The sequence below is a fragment of the Nonomuraea sp. NPDC003707 genome (genome assembly GCF_053587055.1).
In genome coordinates, this window is sequence record NZ_JBSFNK010000043.1 from 1 (window position 1) to 16,265 (window position 16,265).

Annotated in this window: 13 protein-coding genes; 6 read left to right on the top strand and 7 right to left on the bottom strand. The window is 68.9% G+C overall.

Translation table 11 applies throughout. From position 1 onward, the window contains the following. Positions 1 to 330: 330 nt before the first annotated feature. Positions 331 to 735 (bottom strand): YybH family protein, encoded by a 405-nt coding sequence (locus ACWDRB_RS57220; protein WP_449909601.1) that lies wholly within the window; start codon positions 733 to 735, stop codon positions 331 to 333. A gap of 1,063 nt (positions 736 to 1,798) precedes the next feature. Next, positions 1,799 to 2,791, bottom strand: a complete 993-nt coding sequence (locus ACWDRB_RS57225) for a LacI family DNA-binding transcriptional regulator (protein WP_449909604.1) — start codon at positions 2,789 to 2,791, stop codon at positions 1,799 to 1,801. Between the two features lie 148 nt (positions 2,792 to 2,939). Between ACWDRB_RS57225 and ACWDRB_RS57230 the strand changes: the two genes are divergently transcribed. The 3 genes from ACWDRB_RS57230 (at position 2,940) to ACWDRB_RS57240 (ending at position 8,081) form a co-directional block, all read left to right on the top strand. Then, the gene (locus ACWDRB_RS57230; RefSeq protein ID WP_449909607.1) at positions 2,940 to 7,025 is read left to right on the top strand and encodes a glycosyl hydrolase 115 family protein; all 4,086 of its coding nucleotides are present in this window, start codon (positions 2,940 to 2,942) and stop codon (positions 7,023 to 7,025) included. A 90-nt stretch (positions 7,026 to 7,115) separates the two neighbouring features. Further along, positions 7,116 to 7,406, top strand: coding sequence for a hypothetical protein (locus ACWDRB_RS57235; RefSeq protein ID WP_449909610.1), 291 nt, complete (start codon positions 7,116 to 7,118; stop codon positions 7,404 to 7,406). Between the two features lie 234 nt (positions 7,407 to 7,640). Then, positions 7,641 to 8,081, top strand: coding sequence for a DUF4158 domain-containing protein (locus ACWDRB_RS57240; RefSeq protein WP_449909614.1), 441 nt, complete (start codon positions 7,641 to 7,643; stop codon positions 8,079 to 8,081). Here ACWDRB_RS57240 and ACWDRB_RS57245 read toward each other — a convergent pair. Further along, on the bottom strand, positions 8,016 to 8,918 hold the full coding sequence (locus ACWDRB_RS57245; RefSeq protein ID WP_449909618.1) for a LysR family transcriptional regulator: 903 nt from the start codon (positions 8,916 to 8,918) through the stop codon (positions 8,016 to 8,018). The genes ACWDRB_RS57240 and ACWDRB_RS57245 overlap by 66 nt on opposite strands. A 188-nt stretch (positions 8,919 to 9,106) precedes the next feature. Here ACWDRB_RS57245 and ACWDRB_RS57250 point away from each other — a divergent pair, with 188 nt between their 5' ends. Next, positions 9,107 to 9,400: a DUF1330 domain-containing protein gene (locus tag ACWDRB_RS57250; protein WP_449909621.1), complete on the top strand. Its 294-nt coding sequence runs from the start codon at positions 9,107 to 9,109 to the stop codon at positions 9,398 to 9,400. A gap of 261 nt (positions 9,401 to 9,661) precedes the next feature. Further along, positions 9,662 to 9,916 carry a hypothetical protein gene (locus ACWDRB_RS57255; RefSeq protein WP_449909623.1) on the top strand — a complete coding sequence of 85 codons (255 nt, stop codon included), beginning with the start codon at positions 9,662 to 9,664 and terminating at the stop codon, positions 9,914 to 9,916. Positions 9,917 to 10,017: 101 nt separating this feature from the next. Here the strand turns inward: ACWDRB_RS57255 and ACWDRB_RS57260 are convergent, their stop codons facing one another. From ACWDRB_RS57260 to ACWDRB_RS57275, 4 genes are all read right to left on the bottom strand, one after another. Continuing rightward, positions 10,018 to 10,623 (bottom strand): hypothetical protein, encoded by a 606-nt coding sequence (locus tag ACWDRB_RS57260; protein WP_449909626.1) that lies wholly within the window; start codon positions 10,621 to 10,623, stop codon positions 10,018 to 10,020. Between the two features lie 106 nt (positions 10,624 to 10,729). Continuing rightward, the gene (locus tag ACWDRB_RS57265) at positions 10,730 to 12,460 is read right to left on the bottom strand and encodes a tachylectin-related carbohydrate-binding protein (RefSeq protein WP_449909629.1); all 1,731 of its coding nucleotides are present in this window, start codon (positions 12,458 to 12,460) and stop codon (positions 10,730 to 10,732) included. Positions 12,461 to 12,613: 153 nt separating this feature from the next. Beyond that, complete coding sequence (locus ACWDRB_RS57270; protein ID WP_449909632.1) at positions 12,614 to 13,105, bottom strand: hypothetical protein; 492 nt, start codon at positions 13,103 to 13,105, stop codon at positions 12,614 to 12,616. A gap of 29 nt (positions 13,106 to 13,134) precedes the next feature. Further along, entirely contained in the window at positions 13,135 to 14,619 is a 1,485-nt protein-coding gene (locus ACWDRB_RS57275) for an alpha/beta fold hydrolase (RefSeq protein WP_449909635.1), read from the bottom strand. Between the two features lie 378 nt (positions 14,620 to 14,997). On the opposite strand from ACWDRB_RS57275, the gene ACWDRB_RS57280 reads away from it, so the two are divergent. Beyond that, positions 14,998 to 16,248, top strand: a complete 1,251-nt coding sequence (locus ACWDRB_RS57280; RefSeq protein ID WP_449909638.1) for a tyrosine-type recombinase/integrase — start codon at positions 14,998 to 15,000, stop codon at positions 16,246 to 16,248. Positions 16,249 to 16,265 lie beyond the last annotated feature (17 nt).

Consider the following 16,265-nt stretch of genomic DNA (forward strand, 5'->3'; position numbering starts at 1 on the left):
GGGGGGGGGGGGGCCAGGAATGCACAACCAACGCCGGCGACCCCCCCCCCCCCCGGCCCCCCCCCCCTCCGTCGGGGGGGGGGGCCGCCGCCGCCCCCCGCCACCGCCCCCCGCCGGCCCCCGCCCGCGCCGGGGATCGCCGTCCTCGGCAGCGTCTTCCTGCACGGCCTGGGCGGCGGCCCGAACGCGAACGCCGAGGCGGAGCTCGCGTTCGGGCTCGCCCTCGTGCTGCTCGCGGCGACGGCCGTCGCCGCGGTGTTCAGGCGGACCCCTCCGGAGCCCTCTCCGGAACAGGGGCGCGCGGCTGAGCTGTTGCGGCTTTGGCCCTGGTCAGGCGGTGCCGTGGGGGTTGTCGATGACGTAGCGCCATTGCCCGTCCGGGCCGCGGCGGACGACGTCGGTGGCGGTGCCGCTCATGTCGATCTCGGTGCCGTCCCGCGCTGTGCCGCGCATCGACCAGTCGACGATGAGCAGGGCGATGTCGCCGGACACGTACACGTGCTTCGGGCGGGCCTCGATCGGGAGCCCGAAGCTCTGCAGGTGCCGGTTGGCGGCGAGCCGGGCGGGGCCGGTGACGGGGTGGCCGGGGACCGGGACGAGGACGGCGTCGTCCTCGTAGACGTGGTCGAGAGCCTGGGGATCGCCAGAGTTCATCGCGGTGACGAAGCGGGCGGCGGGGCTGTCGGCGTCGCCGGAGAGCACCACACAAGGCTGGGATGTGTCATGACTATTCATGACAAAATGATCATATCACAGCCTGCCTTTCCCTGGTCGCTGGAAAAGGCAACGGGCCCACGAAGGCCTTGTACAGGCGTTCGCGGGGCAGGTCTGGACGTCGCGAGGTAGGCGCGGACAGGACGGCAGTCGGCGCGGCTTCGGAAGTGGGTCGCGTCGGCGGGCATCACCGCGGCGATGCGGGTGCGGTGCTTGGTCAGGTAGGTGATCTCAGCCGGGTAGCGGGCGCGTCGGCGAGCTGCTCGCGCGCCTCACGGATACCCAGTTCGCTCCGCCGGCGGCTGTCCGATTGCCGTCTCGGGTGCGGCCGCGTCCGGGGCGGTCAGGTCCCTGTCGCTGTGCGCCATACGTGTACACGATGCACACCCTGTACCGCCGGGGGTTCGCTCACGGGTCCACGTCGTCGTAGGCGAGGGCGACCCGCATGTCCCGCAGCCACGCGTCGGAGGTGCTCGAGCCGATGATCGCCCTCCTACGGCACCTACCCGAGCAGGACCGGCAGGCCCTCGCCGACCTGATCAACCAGTTCGCGCAGGAGGAAAAACCGGCATCTGACAGCCTGCGAAACGCCCGCAACCCTGGGTCTCCTGGTCTGACACCGTGTGAACAAAGTCCAGACGCGCGCGTCCTTATGATTTTCCAGCGGGCGGAACGGGTCGGCTGCCACTCGGCTACTGCTGGTCCGCATGACGCATACCGAGATCGAGATCACCGGGGAGCTGCTGCGTGAAAGCCCCCGACCTGGCCGATTACCCGGTGCGGCTCGGCGCGCGCGGCCGGGACAACCAACTAGCTCGGCGACGACCTCGCCATCCGGTTGCCTTGGGCGACGCAGGACGCGGACGCGCTGCTGCGCAAGGAGCACACCTGGCCGCCTTCCTGACCGCTCTTCACCAACCTGTCCCCGAAGAGGTGGACACCACCGGCGGGGGCCGCGGAGGGCCGATGGCCGGCTCCTCCGAGTGGGTCGCCCGACAGCTCGCCTCGGTCACCGAGCTGGGGCTGATCCCCGACCCGGACGCCGTCCGCGCGGTCTGAGAAGACGCCGCCGCCGCGCCCCCGCTCAGGTGCGGCGTTTCGCTGGGCCGGATGACTCGCGAAGCACCAGTTCGGTAGGCAGACGGATCGCCTCGCCCTCGCGTTGTGATCGTGCGGCGAACTGCTCGATCAAAGGCTCCACCGCGAGCCGACCGGCGTGCGAGCCGGGCCCGGCCAGGGTGGTCAACGAGGGATGGACGAAGTCGGCGGCGAAGATGTCGTCGAACCCGATCACGCTGATGTCGGCAGGGACTCGAACACCGCGCTGGGCGAGGCGTCGGATGATGCCGATCGCCAGGAGGTCGTTGTGGGCCACGACCGCCGTCGCGTCGGTGCGCAGTGCTCCGTCGGCGGCGGCCCCGCCGCCTGCGACGTTGGGGGCGTACGGACCGATCCGGTGTGCCGTCAGACCGTGCGTTTCGGCCCCGGCGCTCAGTGCCGCCCAGCGCGCCGCGCCTATCCAGGAGCTGGGTGGTCCGGCGCAGTAGGTGAGGCTCTGGTGCCCGAGCGAGGCCAGGTGTTCCAGGATCTGCCGGCAGCCGGCGCCGGTGTCGAACGTCACGCTGGTCAACCCGGGCAGCTCTCGGTTGAACAGGACGATCCGGTGCAGTTTGGCGAGGTCGCGCAGGACCTCGTCGTCGAGTCGGCTGGAGGCCAGCACGAACCCGTCCACGCCGGCGGACAGGTCGCGAATCTGGTTCTCCTCGATGCGCCGGGACTCCTCGGCGTTGACGATCACCAGAGTGACGTCGGACGCCTTCGTGCGCTGCTCCGCGCCCCGGATCAGCTCGAAGAAGTGGGGATTGGTGATGTCGGAGAGCACCATGGCGATGGTGCGGTGGCGTAGACCCGGAAGAGCGCGGTTCTGCGGTCTGTGCTGGTAGCCGAGCTGCGCCGCGGCGGCGACTATCCGCTGTCGCGTCGCTTCGTTGACCCGGCCGGGCTTGTTGAAGGCCCGGGAGACCGTCGACGCGGCCACGCCCGCAGCTTGCGCGACGTCGAAGATGGTGGGCTCCACGAACGCATCTAGCCACGAGAGTGGAAATTTTGGCAACACCTTGCAGAACTTGTCGCAAGGTACCTACGTTGCGATCATGCCGGCCACTCGATGACGTCTCGGACGAGAGGAGCGCGTAGTGTCGCAGCCCGGGCAAAGAGGTCGAGGTGTGCAGCACGACGAGCGCGATATCTCGGGTCGGGCCAGGCGGTGGTACGCGGCTGTGACGGCCGGCGCTCTGCTGGCCGCGTCGCTGACGTCGGTCGGGGTGAGGCCGGCGCAGGCGGCATCGACCGACTTCACCATCTTCAACGGCCGTACGACCGCTCCGATCCTGATCGACCCGTCCTATGGCGGCGATCACGCCGATCGGGACTACAAACAGGTGCGCCGCGCGGTTCAAGACCTGCGCCAGGACGTCGCCATGGTGACCGGGGCGATCGATCCCGGTGAGGTGCAGAGCCTGTTCGCCGACGATGAGCCGGCCAAGGAGGCGCGGCTGGCGAAGGCCGACCGAAGCAAGCTGCCGGCCCTGCTGACCGGGGCCGCGGGTCAGAAGACCGCGATCATCGTCGGCCAGATCGGTCAGAGCCGGCTGATCGACGGGATCGTCGGAGCCGGCAAGTTCGAGGAGGCCGCCGGGATCAAGGGCAGGTGGGAGGCGTACGCGACCAAGACCATCAAGAACCCGGTCCCCGGGGTCGACAACGCACTGGTGATCGCGGGCAGCGATGCCCGCGGGACGATCTACGGGATCTACTCGATCTCCGAGGAGATCGGCGTCTCGCCGTGGTACTGGTACAGCGACGTACCGGTCAAAAGGCTCGACGACATCAAGGTCTCAGGCAAGGCCCGGGCCGACGACGGGCCGGACGTCAAGTACCGCGGAATCTTCGTCAACGACGAAGAACGCACCGTCGCGTGGGCGAAGAAGAAGTTCCCCACCGCCAACGGCACGCCTGACGTCAACTACTACCGGCACGTCTATGAGCTGATGCTGCGGCTCGGGCTGAACACCCTGTGGCCGGCGATGCACCTGGCTTCGAGGGCGTTCAACGCGGTCACCGACACCGGGACGTACGACCAGGGGACCCCGATCAACGCCCGCGAGGCGGCAGCGTTCGGCGTGGTCGCATCCTCCTCCCACGCGGAGCTGATGCTGCGCAACAACGAGGGCGAGTGGCGGCAGTGGTACGCCCGCAACAAGGACGCGCTCGACATCAAGGGCCCGGACGCCGTGGCGGCCTTCGACTATTCGATCAACAAGCCCGCGATCCTGGAGTACTGGCGCCAGCGGGTGGTCGCCAACGCCGCCTTCGAGAACATCCTCGCCCTGGGTATCCGCGGTGTGCACGACAGCGATCCGGTGTTCACGCCCGGCAACCCGTACGGGTTCAAGGACAAGATCGAGATGCTGGCCGACGTCATCCGCGAGCAGCGCAAGCTGATCGCCGCGGTCTACGGCAGCGTCGACGCCGTGCCGCAGGTGTTCATCCCCTACAAGGAGATGAACGATCTCTACAACGCCGGGCTGAAGGATCACATCCCCGGCGACGTGACCCTGATGTGGGCCGAGGACAACCAGGGCTATCTGCGCCAGGTGCCCACCCGGAACGAAGCCGCCCGGTCCGGCGGGAACGGCGTTTACTACCACATCTCCTACTGGGGCGAGCCGAAGAGCTACCTGTGGCTGAACTCGACGCCGATGTCCTTGATGGTGCAGCAGCTGCGTCGGGCGTGGAGTTCCGGTGCGGGGCGCTACTGGATCCTCAACGTCGGGGACATCAAGCCCGGCGAGATCAAGCTCGACCTGTTCGCCAAGCTCGCGTGGGACGTCAAGGGCTATGACGACACGAACATCGCAAGCAGGTTCCTCACCGAGCACGTGCAGCGGGACTTCCGGCTGAGGGGCGCCAACGCCGCCGTGGTCGCCGACGCGCTGGAAAGGTTCGATGCGCTCGAGAACACCAAGCGCGCCGAGTTCTGGGGGGAGATCAACTCGTCCAACGCGAACTCGGGAAGGATCCACAACGGTCAGGTCTTCCCGTTCAGCGCCACCTCGGACGGGGACGAGCTCCAGCGCTACATCAACGAGTCCGGCAAGCTGGTGGCGATTCTCGAGGATGCTTCCGCGAAGCTCGACCCGCGCTATCGCTCCGCGTTCTATCAACAGGTGCTCCATCGGATCCGGTCCTATCGCAACATGGCAGAGCAGATCGGCTACTACTGGAAGAACCAGCTCGCTGCCGCCCAAGGCCGCTACGCCAGCGCGGGAAGCTACGAACTGCTCTCGAAGCAGGCCCGTGAGCGCATCCTCACCGACGAGGACTACTGGAACACGATCAGCGGCGGCAAGTGGGACCACGCCATCGGCCACAGCCATCCCGAAGGCTTCCCGAACGAGGGCGCCGTCATGCTCACCAACGACCGGTATGCCCGGGTGGCCACACCGACCGATGCGGTGGGCGCCGCCGCCGAGGGGAGCAAGGAGCCTGGCCGGGGCACGCTCAGGTTCAACTCGGCCGCGCCCGACGACAAGCGGTTCTTCGACGTGTTCTCCCGGGACGACGTAGCCGACCCGCAGGAGTGGGTCGCCGAGGCGGACGCTCCGTGGATCGCCCTTTCCCGGCGCTCGGGCACGACCGCGACAGAGCAACGCGTCACGGTGACGGTCGCCAGGAACCATCCGGCCACGACGGGGACGATCAAAGTCTTCAACGCCGTCGACGGCGCCAAGACCGGCGACCCGGTCGCGACGTTCACGGTCGACGCGGAGCGGGCAGCCGTGGATCTGCGCCGGGTCGCCGAGCCGGCGCACCTGGAGGCCAACGGTTACGTGGCCATCGAGGCCGAGCACTTCTCCGAGAATGTGCGCGGCGCCGACGGGAGCCGGTGGGCCCCCCTTGAGGGCGTGGGGCAGCGCGGGGCGTCCATGGGCAGCTTCCCGGAGATCGCGCCCCGGGTCGACTCCGGCTTCGAGACGACCGCCCGCCTGAGATACCGGGTCTACTTCACCTCCACCGGGAGGTTCACCGGGACCTTCTACCGGATTCCGACGCTGAACGAAGGCACAGAGGACGACGGCACGCCGCGAACCGCGCGCACGGCGATCGGACTCGACGACCAGGCCCCCAGCCTGCTGCGCGGCAACTCCGTCGCCGGTACGAGCACCAGCACCTGGGGATTCAACGTCATGCACGGAATCGAACCCCTGAACTTCACCGTCGAGGTGACCACGCCGGGCTGGCACGACCTCGTGGTCTACCGCTCGGACGCGGCGATCCTCTTCGACCGGATCATCATCGAGACCCGCGCCGGCTCGGTCGGTGACGGCCTCGTCGGCCCGCCCGAGAGCCCGAACAACATCGCCGCACCCCAGAGGGCCACCGTGGCGCCTCGTCCTGACACGATGCCGGAGCTGCGCCGGCTGCCCGCGATCCGGACGTCGGCCGGCGAGACGAGCACGGTCGAGGGCGTGCGGGATGTGGTGTCCGCGGCCTCCGACAACGAGACCGCCGTGTCGGTCGCGGTGCAGAACGGTCAGGTGCGGGTCACCGGACACCGGGTCGGGACGGCCGAGGTCTCCGTCACCGCCGGTCGTGGCGAGGCGTGGGTGGTGCCTGTCACGGTGGGCAGGGCTGCGGGGGCGCCGGTCGGCGCCTATCTGGAGCGGGACGGTTCGGTCGTCTTCGACGCGGCCGACGCGTTGGAGAAGAGTGCTTTCGCCAACGCGGTCGACAGCAACAACGGGACGCACGGCTGGGCACTGGCCCGCAACGGTCTCCAGGCCGTCCCGCCGGCCGACGCCGGCGCGAAGGCGCAGTGGCTGGCGACCACGGCGGCCCAGGCCGAGGCGTTGTTCGGGGCGGGCCCGACGCAGAAGGTCAACGGGAGCTCCGCGGCGGGAGCACCACCGCGGCTCGACTTCACCGTCGACATCCGGACCGGTGGCACGTACTACCTGTTCGTCAACACGAGCAACCCGAACGCCGACGCCGACTCCTACCACGTGCTCGTCGATGGGCGGTGGAGATACCAGTCGAACAAGTCCGGGCCGGAGACCGGGTTCGAGACCTGGTACGGCAGCACGAGCGCCGCCGCGGCCGCGTTGGCGCTCGGGCCGGGTGAGCACACGATCTCGCTGGCGCCTCGTGAGGCCGGGCTGGTGCTCAACCAGATCGTCTTGACCACGGACGACACACCCGGCCTCATCGGCTTCCAGACCCCCAGCGACCGGAGAGCGAGCGCTTCATGACGCTCTGACACCGAGCGGCGCCTCATCTCATCTGCCTTGGCCCCTCTAAGCCGGAGCAGGCATTGTGTCCCCCGACTCGCAGGTGTGCCCATGCTCAACCCGGATCCACCGTACGCCGCTCTGATCTTCGACTGTGACGGCACCCTCCTCGACACGGCCGCCGCCAACGAGAGCGCTTGGAGAACGGCGCTGGGGAAGTGGGACATCGAGCTCGACTCCGGGTGGTATCGCGCCCGCACCGGACTACCCGCTGATGCCCTGATGGCCGAGCTGACGGCGGAGACCGGACGGGAGTTCGACCACGCCGCCGTGCGCGTTGCAGAAACCCCACCCAACCAGCCACATTCACCGCTCCAAAACGATCAGGAACCGCAATCGTGACCACTCGGGCCGCTACCTGGCGGCTGGGGACATGTTCGGGAGTGGAGGGCCGGCATGGCCGCTGCCGGGGAACGCCGACCACCTCCTGATGATCATCGCGCTTGCGGGACAGGCCGCGAACCTCGCGCTTATGGCTGCCCGGTTCAGCACCGTGCCTTTACCTGCCTGACAAGATCATCTCGCTCTGACCTGCGAGAAGGGGCCAAGAACCCAAGATAACGATCGGCCCGGGAGTTGCACGTGTTCTCCACGCCGCAGACGGAGGAGATCGCTTGGGCGAGTGGGCAGGTGCGGTCGGACAACCACCTGCTGGCACTGATGGTGCAGCTGAAGTGCTTCAACCGGATGGGCTGTTTCCCCCGGCTGGATGACGTCCCGGAGGCAGTGGTGGCCCACATCCGCCGAGATCTCGGGCTGGGCGAGGACGTCGCCGCGGTGTACGACTCGGACCGGACCCGGGGCCATCATCGGATGCTGATCCGCCGGCGTAGCGAGGTCGTGTCGGACATTCAGCAAGACCGCCGTCGTCGTCATCACCGCGAAGTCCGCCGGGCGCAAGGTCTTCGGCCTCGCCACCGCAGACGTCCGTCCCGCTTGACCTCTTGCGCGTCAGTCCGGCAGCCAGTGCAGCTCGTGCGCCAGGGTTTTGGCGACGGCACGGATGCGGCGGTGTAGTGGCGACTGCTCGCGTGGGAGGACCAGGTGGAACGTCAGGCTGGGCGCGCCCCGCAGCGGTCGCCAGGTGAGACCGGCCGGTTGTGCCGTGGCCGCGGCTTCTCCGGCCGGGGCGAGGGTGACCCCGTCGCGCAGGTCGCGCTGAGACATGTCGAAAGAGACTGCGGGCGTGTGGAATCGGGGGTGTGGTCGGGTGTCTCGGAACAGTGCGGACAGCTGATCGTGGATCACGGGGTTGGCCGCACGGTCCGGGAGTCGCAGCGGATACGCGGCCGCGTCGGCGATCTCGATCTCCGGGTGTTCGGCCAGCGGATGGTGCTGCGCCAGCTGGACCCCGATGCGCGCACGCCGCAGCAGGAACCGGCGCACGCCACGGCCCGGCTGTTCACCGCGGGTGATCCCGGCATCGATGCGGCCGTCGGCGACCGCGGGGGAGATCTCCGGTGTCGCCATCGGGACCGCGCCGACCTCGAGTCCGCTGTTGCCGCGAATCAGCCTGTCCACCAGGGCCGGTGCCGTCTCGGCCCCGGCGCTGAGGCTGTATCCGATGCGCAGCGTGCCCAGTTCACCGGCCGCCGCGCTCCGGGCGGTGTCCCATGCCCGGTCCAGCGCCGCCAGCGCGGGCGGCGCGGACTCCGCCAAAGCCGCACCGGCCGTGGTCAATACGACGCTACGCGTGTTGCGGACCAGCAGGGCCGTACCGAGTTCCGCCTCCAATCGGCGCATCCGGGCGCTGAGTGCGGGCTGTGCGATACCGATCCGTGTGGCCGCGCGGGTGAAGTTCAACTCCTGCGCCAGCACCAGGAAGTACCGCAGGCTCACCGTATCCGGCGCCACGTGCCCTCCCCGCCGATTGATAACGATCCGTTCTGAGTCTATCCCGTACCGGTCTTTCCCTCGGCCGCACATCAAGCCCTAACCTGCGCATATGGCGATTCAACTGACCGCAGTACCCGTCCCCGGGATCGATCGATCTGAGTGTCAATTCGAAGTCGGACCTGTCCGGCCGAACACAGGAGGTTTCCATGGCTAAGGGCTACTGGGTCAGTGTCTACCCCGCCATTTCCGACCCTGAGAGGCTGACTGCCTACGACAAGCTGGCCGGTCCGGCTGTCCGGGCTGGGGGCGGGCGCACCCTGTCCCGTGGCGGTCGAGTCGTCGCCCACGAGGCCGGAATCACGCAACGCGCCGTTCTGATCGAGTTCGACAGCTTTGAACAGGCCGTCGCGGCATACGAGAGCGAGGCATACCAGAAGGCGCTGGTGGCCCTCCCCGACGGCGTCGAGCGCGACTTCCGCATCATCGAAGGCATCGACTGACCGGCGGGCCCAGCCATCGCTGAGCATCCGTCACCTGAAACGCACACGGTGCTGAACGACGACTCACGAGACGAGTTCGAAGCGATGCCCCGCGTCCCAGTTCGTCGTCGACGTCCTCGACGGCCTGATCCCTGTCGGCGGCTCGCCGCGCTACCCAACGTCGAGCAACTTGCCTGACTTGCCTGATCCGGCGATCAAGCTCTGACCTGCCGCAACGGCGATTTCGGTGCGGGGTTCGCGCTGCTGGCCGCCTACCTGCTGGTGCAGTCCACCTGGGTGCTGGTGGCCGGCTTCCGCCCGCACCACTCCCCGCTGGGCATCGCCTGGACCGCCGTCACCGCGGCGGTGATGTTCGCGCTCGCCTTCGGCAAGGCCCGCACCGGCGCGGCCCTGGACAACCCGGTACTGAAGACCGAGGGCCGCGTCACCCTGATCGACGGCCTGTCGCGGGGTCGGGGAACAGCGGGACAGCCATTAGCGGCACCGGCCGGTAACGATCGCCCCCGGAGCTACTAGTCATCCTGCCCCGCAGGCCCAGGGACGTCCTGGGGATGTTCTCAGCGTCCTGACCATCCTCGGGGGCGAGGAGCAGCCGTTGGTTTGTTGGACGCCTGGGATCAGGCGAGGGTGAGCGGCCCGCCGGCCAGGTACGCCGCCGGCGGACCGGTCACCTGGGACTGTGTCGGCGGTTGCAGGGCCAGCCCGTTGGTGTAGGTGGCGAGGTAGGCGACCTCGTCGGCGGCCGTGGAGTCGAGGTAGGCGAGCAGGTCGACCGCGCGCGGGACCACCTGGGAGAGGGTGTCCTGCACGCAGTACCGGACGTACAGCGAGTCGGCGAGCGTCGACTCGAGCGGGTCTCCGTCGTCGATCCGGCGGGCGACGCGCTCCGCGGCCGACATCGCGCCCTCGACCTCCGCCAGCAGCCGGACCCGCTCGGACTCGGGCACCCGGTCGTTGAGTAGCACCCGCTCGACCAGTGCGTTGGCGGCCCCGAGGTAGCTGCCCGTTATCAGCAGCTGGAACCAGGCGAAGCTCGCGGTGAGCAGTACGTCCAGCGGCCCGTCGAGGATCGGGGTCAACACCACCAGCTCCTCCGGCATCGGTACGTTGACGAGGGTGGCCTGCTCGCTCTCCGCCCCCTCCCCGCTGACGGTCAAACCCTTGCTGTCCGCGAGCACCAGCACCACCGCCAGTTCCGTCTGGCCGTCCTGGGGGGTGGCCATGACACTGGCGATGAGGGAGCGGCCGCGGCGCTGGCTGCGGGCATGCGGGTCATCGACGTACGGCCGGCCCTCGGCCGAGCTGCGACTTCGTAACAGACCGCAGAGGTCAGGCGCGCTTGGCCTTGCGCCATGAGTGGTCGTAGAGCGTGGCGCTGTCGAGGGTCGAAGGGCCGCCTTCGTCGCCCAGCGTAGGCCCGTCGACCGTTTTGCGGCTGGAGATGAACCGGTGTTTGCCGGTGGAGTCTATTCCCAGATAAATGCCGACATGGTCGAGGGCTGTGCCGTCGTCCGTGCTGGCGTCCCAGAACAGCAGGTCGCCCGTCTGCAGCTCCGCGTAGGACGTGGGTTTGGCCGTTCCACCGTCGACCACAGTGACGCCCGGGGCGTTCTCATCGGCCATTTGTACGGCTCGGCGGGGAAGTGCGGACTTGCTCAGCGTGTCGCCGATGCCCAGGGGGTATCCGCCGCGGTAGCCAAGGACCATCCTGACGAAACCGGAACAGTCCAGCGATTCCAACTGGCGGGCTTCCGGGGGATCGATCTTGTCGTCGTAGGTCCAGGTGAGGCCGAGGTAGTCGTTGAAGTCCGAGCCCTCCTCCCGGGTGCCGTCCGGGAGCAAGGGGCCGTAGTGCGCGTCGCCCGCGTAGCGCAGGCCGTCCCGGACCTTGGAGGGGGCATCCGCGAGGTACTGCGTGGCGATGTCCAGCAGATCCTCGTCGGTCCTGGCGATGTTGGCCGCCGGCCATGAGGCCGCCCATGGCGCCGAGGGTGACCACGGGCCGGGCAGCAGGCGGACCCAGGCTCGGGTCGAGACGGTCGCTTCGGTCGTTGCCTCGGCGAACCTGCGTTGCTGGCCGTAGGTGACGGCGGTTCGGGCGCCTTCCGTCAGGACAGCGCCGACCCGGCCTTGGCTGTAGTAGAGGCTCTGGCCGGATCCGCCGGGGGAGTAACCAGTGAAGGACTGTCCCGGCGAGCAGGCGGAGGCGTCGGCGAACAGGGTGGTGAAGGAGGCGAATCCTTCTTTCAAGGGGCGGCGGTCCTGCCAGACCGGTGCCCCGGCGAGGGGGTCGGCATGATGCTGCCACCACATCCGGCCGGACGCGTCGAGCGCGTAGACGACTCCCGCTCCGGCGCCGGACGGACTGCGGTAATCCTGCCAGCCCTCGCCGGTCACCAGTCCCGTGCCCGGGCCGAAGGTGGTGCCGCCTGCGACCGGATCGGTGTGGTCGTACCAGCGGACGTGTCCCTTGGTGTTCACGCCGTACAGGGTGCCGTCGCGCCCGGTCATCAGGGTGGTGATCGCTGTCCAGCCCGAGCGGATGACCTTGCCGCTCCCCGGCGCCCACTGGGCCTCGCCGGTTGTCGGCGAAAGATGGCGGTACCAGTGCAGGTCGCCTGCTTTGTCGAGTGCGTAGATGACCCCGGAACCGGTCGACACGATGTCGACGAAGTCGCCCCAGCCGTGGCCGATGACCGTGCGCTCGCCGGGAGCCCAGCCGCGCTCACCGGTCGCCGGATCCAGGTGACGGTACCATTTCAGGTCCCCGTCGCCGTCGACCGCATAGATCACGCCGTTGCCGCCGGAGAACACCTTGGCCAGCGTGTTCCAGCCGTAGCCGATCTCCTTGCCGCTGTCGGCAACCCAGGAATCCTCGCCGGAGGCGCCGGCGCGGTGGCCGTACCAGCGCAGTTTTCCCCCGCCATCGATGCCGTACACCGGCACGACCGCCGAGCAGGTCAGGGCGGAGGCGGCTACGGCAGGTCGCGGGTCGAGCGTGGACAGCAGGGAAGCTCCGACGATCGCCGCGGCCAGAACGGCCAGATGTGTACGCAGCATGTCCGCAACCTTTCGATCTCACGCCTCGACGCCGCCGGGCCGATCGTAGGAAATGATCTCACGGATGTCCCCGGGCCAGGCTGCCGCCGATCGCGCCCGCAGGCCCGGCGTGCTTCCTGCGGGCGCGTGCAGGAAGCACGCCGGATCGGTGGTTCAGTGGCAAGCCACCCTGAGGAGCCAGAGACGGCCGTTGTACGTGGGCTTGCCGCCGTTGTCCTCGGCGTCATCGTGTTGGGCCTTGATGGTCACGCAGAGGTTCTTGCCGTAGACCTTCACCGGACCCGCGTAGTACTTGAAGCTCCCGCCATCGGAGTCCCTCTTGCCCTTCACGTTCTTGACGTAGTCGTCGGCCATGAGGTCGTTCTCCATGTAGATGTCCATCGGGGTGCGCACGCCGTACCGCGCGAGTCCGGGACGCTTGGCGAGGACGGCGCAGTTCCAGCCGGTTCTCGCGTTGTAGTAGAGCTTGATGTCACTCCGGTAGTAGGTCTTTTTGGTTATCGCGTCTTTCAGCGGCAGGGGCCAGCTGCGCACCAGCGAGCCGGTGCAGCCGTACGCACTCGCGTTCGCCGGTGCTGACGCGAGCGCCTGCAGGGCCATGACGGAGGCCGTCGCAAGCACAACCGACAGAGATTTGCGGAACATGTCAAACTCCTGATTCGACGTCAACCAGTTCAGTGCAGGGGTCGGCCGGTCACCGAGAGCGGGCGCTTCTCTTGGACGCCGCGCACGGAGGTGGGCGGTTGCGAGGGGTACTCGGGAGCGCAGTGCGTGCCGTTCGGCGGCAGCTTCAGGCTCGTCAGGTACGTCTCGATGTGGTTGCGGGCGCAGGTGCTGTTGCGGTACTGGCCGTGGCCCACGCCGTCGTACTCCAGGATCCTGGCGTTGGGGATCTGCGCGGCCGCGGCGTAGTTCCAGGCCGCCGGGGTGCCGACGTCGCGGCGGGCCTTGGGCAGCAGGACCGGCGGGGCCCCCGAAATGTCCAGCCGGTGCTGAGGGTTGGTGACCTTGCCCTGCCAGCCCAGACAGTAGACGACGTCCGACCAGAACGGTGAGAGCTTGGTGTGCGGGTAGAGCGCCTCGAGCGCCTTGCGGTACTGGTCGAGCTCCCTGAAGCTGCTGATCTGCCACTTCCAGTCGGAGCACCAGATGGCCGGGTAGGCGTAACTGACGGTCTCCGCCTTCGGCGTGGCGAAGGCGCGGAGGGTGGCGGGCTTGCCGGCATCGAGGGCCTTCAGGGTCGTCGCGACCTCGAACCAGCTGCCCGCCGGGTCGTACATGCCCTCGAACAGGAACATGCGCAGCTGCTCGGCCGTGATCGGATCACCGGTGGAGGGGTCCTTCAGCGTCCCCTCGGCCGCCTTGCGGTGCAGCCCGTCCCAGATCGCCGTGACGTTCTCGCCGTTGAGCGGGCAGGCCTGCGTCTGGCCGCACCACGTGACGAACGCCTTGAACGAGCCCTCGAAGTCCTCGGTGGTCGTCTGCAGGTAGCGGAAGGCGGAGGTGATGCTGTGGTCCATGTTCGAGTCGATCGCCATGGCCCGCAGGTTGCGCGGGAACAGCTCCGCGTACTGCTGGCCGACCTGGGTGCCGTACGAGATGGCGAAGAAGCTGATCTGCCGTTCGCCCAGCGCGGCGCGGATGGCGTCCACGTCACGGGCGGCGCTCGTGGTGTCCACGTGGTCGAACACCGGGCCGGTGCGCTCGCGGCAGTTCTGCGACAGCTTCGCGTTGTAGGCCAGCCAGGCCTCGTACTCGCTCTCGTCGGCCGGGTAGGTGACCGGCATCCGCTCCACCAGGTCCCGGTCGCACTGGATCGGGTTGCTCCGGGCGACGCCCCGCGGGTCCACGCTGACCAGGTCGAAGTACTGGCGCAACGCGCTCTCGGCGGGGATGGCGTTGCGGAGGATGAACGGGTTGATCCCGGAGGCGTCGGGCCCGCCCGGGTGCACGATCAGCACGCCGATCCGCTTGGCCGGATTGAGCGCCTTGAGCCGGCCGATCGCCAGGTCAAGGGTCGGGCCCGAGGGGTTCGCGTAGTCGACCGGCACCTTGATCGTGGCGCACTCGCCGCCATGGTCGCCGCACGCCGCCCAGCTGACCGGGGCGGGGGCGGCCGGCTGGGGGTCCGGTTTGGCCGAGGCGGCCGTGGTGGTCACGGTGGCGAGCATCACACCCGCCAAGAGAGCGCTGACTAACCCTTTTCGCATGGAATTCCTGTCCCAGATCGCTGTTTCCTGCCGCTGCCTCATTACTTTCGGTAATGGCTCCGGTCAGAATGGGCAACCCACAAGATACATCATTTCGGAGCGCGTGCTCTGTTATTAGAGTGGCCGGGAGAGGTTCAGATCATGGTGACCGCTTGGCCTGCGACGTGCACCAGAAACGATCACCAATATAGGATCACCAGATGCTCCAGGCAGGGCGGCGGTCATGAGGCATTGCTGCAGTTCGGACGCCGTGATCACCGGCGGTGACGTAAACCTGCGCGATCGCCCGCTGACGTCCGCCACGGACCATCCCACGGTGAACATGCCATGACCTCGAACGACACCGCCGGCGATCACCACCCCGCCCACCGCCGCCCCGACCCCGCCGAACCGCTGCAGCCCTCGGCGATCCTCCGGCCCGGCGACGCCTCGCACGGCCCCACCGGCCACGCCACGGCGGAACCCGGCCTGCCCGCGCCCGCCATGCGCGTACACGACCAGGACGTCGCGCCGCCGCCGAGAGCGCTGGTGCGCAGCGTCGGCGAGATCGCCGGGCTGTCGCCGCGCCGCCACCGCGGCGATCGCGGTGAGGTGGCCGGGCACGACGTCGACCGTATCGACGCTCTCGACCCGGTCGCGTGGCACGCGGCGGCGACCTGGCTGCAGAGCCTGAAGACCGCCGAGACCCGCCGCACCTACCTGGCCGCCCTGTCCGGGTTCCTGGCCTGGCTGAACACGCTGGACGCCCAGCAACGCCCGCCTGGGCTGCTGGCCGTCACCGAGGACCATTTGCAGGCCTACAAGGACGACGCGCTGAACGGACGGCTGCGCCACGGCGTGCGCGAGCCCGGCACCCCGCTGGCGGCCAGCACCGTCGCCAAGCGCATCACCACGCTGCGCTCCTTCTTCAAGTACGCCCACCGTCGCCGCGCGAACGACCACAACCCGGCCATGTACGTGGAGCCGCCGCCCACGCCCCGAGGGGGCCGCACGTTCCCGCTGTCCAAGACGGAGGCCGGACAGGTGCGTGAAGGGGCGCGCATGCTCGCCGAGACCCGCCCGGACGCGGCCGCCGCGGTGGCCATGCTGGCCGGGCTCGGAACCCGCAGCGGCTCGCTGCTCGCGCTGACCGTGGGCGACATCCGCACGCTCGTCGACTTCCACGGCGTCCGGCATCTGACCGTCTCCTTCCGCAACAAGGGCGGCATGGAGGAACTGCTCCCGCTGCCGACGCTGGCCACGGAGCTGCTCAAACCGCTGCTGGCCGGCCGCGCCGCCACCGAGCTGCTGTTCAGCAAGCGCGACGGGTGGCCCATCGACCGCTGGTGGGCCCGTGACGCGCTGCGCGAGGCCGCCCGGCTGGGCGGCATCCCTGCCGAGCGCGCCGCGGAGCTGCACCCGCACATGCTGCGCTCCACGTACATCACCCACGCCTTCGCCCTGGGCATCGCACCCGACAAGGTGCAGGCCGCCGCCCGGCACGCCAGCATCGCCACCACGCTGCGGTACAACCATCCCGAGCAAGACCTCGGCGGGCACGTCGCCTACCAGCTCGAAGCCGACTTCGACGACGCGTGAAGGCCGCCCCGCCGTCT